The sequence below is a fragment of the Paracraurococcus ruber genome (assembly GCF_004353985.1).
Classification (GTDB): domain Bacteria; phylum Pseudomonadota; class Alphaproteobacteria; order Acetobacterales; family Acetobacteraceae; genus Paracraurococcus; species Paracraurococcus ruber.
The window spans coordinates 1-4649 of record NZ_SMOA01000356.1 but is presented as its reverse complement, the minus strand read 5'-3'; the positions used below and the strand labels follow the sequence as shown (position 1 = coordinate 4649).

Here is a 4649-nt window from a genome sequence, read left to right as displayed (position 1 = left end):
GACGGGCGCCAGGCGACCGAGGTGGCCATCGCCGCCAACGTGCTGAACCGAATGCTCGAGCTTGGGCGGCCGGAATACGTCCGCATCGCATGATCCCATACGCGGGCAGGGATCTATGCGTTCACGCCGCTGACCCATGCAACACGATGACACCCAAACCTACGGCCAGTTCCTCGACTTCCTCGCCCGGACCGATGCCCTCTGCCAGGCGGAGGGTCCAACCGACCGGGCTACGCCGGAGCGGGTGGCCGCGTGGCGGCGGGAGAACAAGGCGCGCGGCCTGGCGCCAACCACCCGGCGGCAGATGCTGCGCAACCTCAGCGCCATGCTTCGCCTGCTGGCCCCAGGCCGGAGTTGGATTTTCATTGCCCGACCTGGCAACCGGCCGCTCAAGCGGGCCATTCCGGGTCGGCCCAAGCCCTTCGTCGTGCGCGACGTCGCCGAGGTGATGATCCACGTCAGGCGGCTGCACCGCGACGGTCTCGCGGCACCGGAGGGGCCCGGCAAACGGCAGGCGCTGCGGGATGCGGCGCTGCTGGCGCTGCTGCTCACCCGCGCGCCGCGCACCGGCGCATCGTGCCGATGACCATAGACCGGCATCTCGAGCCGCGCCCGGACGGCACCTGACATATCCGGTTCCCCGGCGAGCACACCAAGAATGACCGCTGGCTGGACTACCCGGGCGATGCCGAGGCGTCCGCCATGCTGACCGACTATCTGGAGCAGGCGCGGCCCCGGTTCCCCCGAGCCGGCACCTCCAACCGTCTCTGGATGGGGATGAAGGGGCCGCTGACCCGCGAGGGCATCCAGCGGATCACCAAGCGCCACACCCTGGCCTGGTTCGGCCAGGCGCACGGACCGCATGTCTTTCGCAAGTGGCTGCGTGCCAGCGCCGCCCGCCGCTCCCCGGAACTCGCCATGGATGCCGCCGACCTCGCGCGCTGGGACGAGGGCCGCCGATGAGCACCGGCCATGACCGCCATCGCGGCTGTCTTGCCGAGGCCGCCACATCCGTCGGGTCAACCTTTCCTCGTGAGCGCGAACGGGCGCGCCATCATGACAATAAGCCGGCCACCACTATCGGCTTGAGTGTCGTCGCGTTGGTTACAAAAAGCTGTCTCCTGCTCGGCCAGGGCGGCCTCCGCCTGTCCGCCATCGCAGCACGATGGCCCACAATTGCACTGCGGTCATAGCCGGCGGTGCTGAAACAACAGGGGCCGCGCTTCCGCTTCAGTCATATCAGGGCCAGGGCCACTGCCGCGGTGATCATGCCCCAGGCGATCAGCTGCAACGCCCTATCCCGCTGCAACGCGAAAATCACGCCAACAGACGCCAGCGTCAGCGCTGCCCACTGTTCGACGCTCACAGCAGCCCCTTGAAGCGAAGCGTCGCCATGGTGCTGGCGACGGCCGACAGCAGCAGCAACGACCACCGTACCCAAGGCGGAAGCGACGGGGTGGCCACGGTCATCATGGCCAGCCCCAGGGCCAGCACGGCGACCGCAGCAACTGCGACCTTCACGGCTCGTCCTGTCGGCCAACTAGCGCCCGCCATGCCCGTCCGAGCCGCCGGCCAGTTGTCAGCGCCGCCAAGTCAGCCCGGGCGGCGTCCCGCGCTTGTTCGGCTACCAGCCGCATCGCCTCCGCCACGGTCACCCGAGCCTGTGCAATCGTTGCCGCATCCCGGGCAGTCACAGCCGCTGCCGCTGCCGCCTGCGCCCGCTCTTCGTTCTGTTGAGCGACTTCTACAGCCGCGTCCCGAGCGGCTTCGGCCGCTTGGCGCGCTGCCCGGTCCGCGATCGCTTGGGCCTCTGCTGCCTCCCTCTGCTGTCGCTCAAGAGCCAGTGCACCAGCGAGGGCTTCAGCCCGGGCTTGGGCGCGGTCCGTCTGTTCAAGAATCTGCTCAAAGCTGGCCCGCAAGCCGGCAGCTTCGCCCTCGGCCCGGATCGCCCGTTCGCGCTGCTGGCTGGCCTCTTTCGCTTCCTGGTCGGCGCGGTCCTCAGCCCGGCGCAGCGCCGCCAAGAGCATCGCGGTGTCCCTCTCGCGTGCCCCATCCGGTAGGGGGCCTACACCCCCTCGCGTGTCCGCTGCCGTGCTCCCTACTGTGCCCTCCCGCATGGCAGCGAGGTCGGCAGCCGGTACCAGAACGCGGGCAACCTTGGGAACTTCGTTGCCGATCCGATGCCGCCACTGCCCCATGCGGACATGGCGCCGGGCCCGCGCCTCGGCAGCACGGGGGGAGACGCCGAGTTCATCGGCCAGTTCGCGGTAGGTCAGCCAGCGGGCTTCCACATCCCCCATCCGTGCCCCGGCGCCCCTCATTTGCCCCACATGTGCCCCCTACGCGTGGGGGGCGTAGCCCCTGCCGCGCTCCTCACATCATGGGGGTACATCGTGGTTTCGGTAGTCACGATACGGGCCGCGCCGGGGAGCGCAAAGGTATTCGCTATGCGCAACAAGCCCGCTATGGTATGTCCCATTCCGTCAAACGGTGGAATGGCACCGGGACAACGAGGGCGCGGTGGTGGGGCAACAGAGAGTAGAGCGCCGGTGGTGCAAGGAATGCGGCACTCTCAATCAGATAATCAGCAGGGCTTGGGATGGGCCAGCGAGGTCACACAACACGCCGCAAGCGGCTTATTGTGCCAAGTGCGGAACCTTACTCACGACCATGGAAGGTTTCAGTGTCGAGGTGGAGCAAGTCGAAAGGGGCGGCGACGCGTGACCCGCTTCGTTGCTTACCTCCGGGTCAGTACCCAGCGCCAGGGCGCGTCCGGCCTGGGGCTGGAGGCCCAGCGCGAAGCCATCGCGCGGCATGTCGCCGCCATCGCCGGCGGGACTGTCCTGGCGGAGTTCGTGGAAGTGGAGAGCGGCCGGCGGGATGACCGCCCCCAGCTTGCCGCCGCGCTGATGGCCTGTCGCCGGCACCGGGCCGCGTTGCTGGTGGCCAAGGTGGACCGGCTGGCCCGGTCCGCCGGCTTCCTGCTGCGGGTCGTGGAGGGGACTGGGGAGGCTGGGGTGGTGTTCTGTGACCTGCCCGCGATCCCGCCCGGGCCGGTAGGAAAGTTCCTGCTGACCCAGATGGCCGCGGTAGCCGAATTGGAAGCCGGCCTGACATCCCAGCGGACCAAGGCGGCGCTGGCAGCGGCCAAGGCCCGCGGGGTAAAGCTGGGCAACCCGCGCCTGCAGGCCGGCAGCCCGGAGCAGGCGCGCATGGCGTCCGCGGCCCGGGCGGCCCAGGCACAGGACCGGGCCATGGACTTGGGCCCGGTGATCCGGGAAATCCGGGCCGCTGGGTGCCAGTCCCTGGCGGCGATCGCGGACGCGCTGAACGCGCGCGGCCTGCCATCGCCGTCCGGCCGCGGTCCGTGGCACCGGTCCGCGGTGGACCGGCTGCTGCGTCGGCTGGAGGTCGCGGCATGACCCGGCCGCCCCGCCCCTTCCCGGATCCACGGGCTACCTATGACCCAGACGCGGACGCGATCGGCATCTACTTCGCGCCAGCCGGCGCGCAGCCCGCAGACAGTGTGGAAATCGCGCCGGGGCTGACGGTGGACTACGACCAGCACAACCGAGTGGTGGGCGTGGAAATCCTGGGCGTGCGCGCCCTGCTGGACACGGGCAGGACCCCGCCGGCCAAGGCGTCACACCTCCAGCTCTACGACATCGGGCCGCTGGACGCGGTCCTGGACCGCTACAGCAAGACGTTTCCAGGCCAGTTGCCGCACGTGCTGGGTCTCGGCCCGGAGGACGAACCGGTGGCGGTGGCGCTGATGGAATGGGCAATGGCGCGCGGCAAGGCGCTGGACGGCTGGCAGATCATGAGCGCGCTGGGCATCGAGGAACCCCCAGACGGCGCGGTCCTGTGATGCCGGCCCGACCGCGTGGCGCACACCGGCGCATTTGGGCGCACGCGCTGGCGCTGCGGCCGGTGGTGGCGGACATCCAAGCCGAGGCCGGCGGCAAGGCCACGCTGCGGGTCATCGCGGAGACGCTGAAGGCGCGCGGTATCCCCCCACCGCCCGGGGCTGGTCCCTGGTCCGTCGCCGCTGCGGACCGCCTGCTGCGCCGGTTGCGGGCCATGGCCGAGGCGCCGGCACAGACTCGGCGCACCCGCCCCAGCCTGCCGCCCGCTCCGCGGGCTGCCACGTCCGCAGCGGACAAAGCCTGTTACCGACTAGCCGTCGCGGAATTGCGCCTGCGCCTGGACGCTGCGGACCCGGTGGCCCGGGCCGCCCTGACCCGCGCCCAGCGCGACCTGGGGAAGGTCCTGGCCCGGCACCGCGTCCTGCGCCGGCGGACCCTGGCGATGCTGCGCCGCCTGCGGCCGGAGCCAGTGGAAACGCAGGTGGAGGTTAAGCTGGAGCAGTGGCGCCCGGCGTACAGCCAGGGCAGGATTTGTCCGTGACCACTTCCCCCGGGACTCCGGCCGGTGCGCGGCCGGGGTCTGACCAGAGGGCAGAATTAGAAACCCCCCGCCGCGCGGCAAACGCGGCAGGGGGCTAAGACGGCAGAGATGGGCGTGCAGGCATCGTGTTGCATGGGTCAGCGGCGTGAACGCATAGATCCCTGCCCGCATATGGGATCATGCGATGCGGACGTATTCCGGCCGCCCAAGCTCGAGCATGCGGTTCAGCACGTTGGCGGCGA

General features: G+C 70.2%; 8 protein-coding genes. 6 read left to right on the top strand and 2 right to left on the bottom strand.

What is annotated here, in order from left to right:
* Nucleotides 1–136 precede the first annotated feature (136 nt).
* A complete protein-coding gene (locus tag E2C05_RS28900) occupies nucleotides 137–586 on the top strand; it encodes a hypothetical protein (protein WP_133223086.1) in 450 nt (149 codons plus the stop codon).
* A gap of 116 nt (nucleotides 587–702) precedes the next feature.
* Entirely contained in the window at nucleotides 703–963 is a 261-nt protein-coding gene (locus E2C05_RS28895) for a hypothetical protein (RefSeq protein ID WP_133223085.1), read from the top strand.
* Between the two features lie 271 nt (nucleotides 964–1234).
* On the opposite strand, the gene E2C05_RS35280 is transcribed toward E2C05_RS28895, so the two are convergent.
* Both E2C05_RS35280 and E2C05_RS33540 read right to left on the bottom strand, forming a co-directional pair.
* A complete protein-coding gene (locus E2C05_RS35280) occupies nucleotides 1235–1366 on the bottom strand; it encodes a hypothetical protein (RefSeq protein ID WP_274607361.1) in 132 nt (43 codons plus the stop codon).
* Nucleotides 1363–1521 (bottom strand): hypothetical protein, encoded by a 159-nt coding sequence (locus E2C05_RS33540; RefSeq protein WP_158292442.1) that lies wholly within the window; start codon nucleotides 1519–1521, stop codon nucleotides 1363–1365. Before E2C05_RS33540 ends, E2C05_RS35280 begins: the two co-directional genes overlap by 4 nt.
* Before the next feature lie 212 nt (nucleotides 1522–1733).
* Here E2C05_RS33540 and E2C05_RS34415 point away from each other — a divergent pair, with 212 nt between their 5' ends.
* The 4 genes from E2C05_RS34415 (at nucleotide 1734) to E2C05_RS28875 (ending at nucleotide 4407) form a co-directional block, all read left to right on the top strand.
* The gene (locus E2C05_RS34415) at nucleotides 1734–2060 is read left to right on the top strand and encodes a hypothetical protein (RefSeq protein ID WP_133223084.1); all 327 of its coding nucleotides are present in this window, start codon (nucleotides 1734–1736) and stop codon (nucleotides 2058–2060) included.
* Nucleotides 2061–2720: 660 nt separating this feature from the next.
* A complete protein-coding gene (locus E2C05_RS28885) occupies nucleotides 2721–3422 on the top strand; it encodes a recombinase family protein (protein ID WP_240046938.1) in 702 nt (233 codons plus the stop codon).
* The gene (locus tag E2C05_RS28880; protein ID WP_133223082.1) at nucleotides 3419–3868 is read left to right on the top strand and encodes a DUF2283 domain-containing protein; all 450 of its coding nucleotides are present in this window, start codon (nucleotides 3419–3421) and stop codon (nucleotides 3866–3868) included. Before E2C05_RS28885 ends, E2C05_RS28880 begins: the two co-directional genes overlap by 4 nt.
* A 65-nt stretch (nucleotides 3869–3933) precedes the next feature.
* A complete protein-coding gene (locus E2C05_RS28875) occupies nucleotides 3934–4407 on the top strand; it encodes a hypothetical protein (RefSeq protein WP_133223081.1) in 474 nt (157 codons plus the stop codon).
* Nucleotides 4408–4649: the final 242 nt, after the last annotated feature.

Bases quoted from the DNA above. Each gene is read 5' to 3' on its own strand.
- E2C05_RS28900 (WP_133223086.1), top strand. From the start codon at position 137: ATGCAACACGATGACACCCAAACCTACGGCCAGTTCCTCGACTTCCTC.
- E2C05_RS28895 (WP_133223085.1), top strand. From the start codon at position 703: ATGCTGACCGACTATCTGGAGCAGGCGCGGCCCCGGTTCCCCCGAGCC.
- E2C05_RS28880 (WP_133223082.1), top strand. From the start codon at position 3,419: ATGACCCGGCCGCCCCGCCCCTTCCCGGATCCACGGGCTACCTATGAC.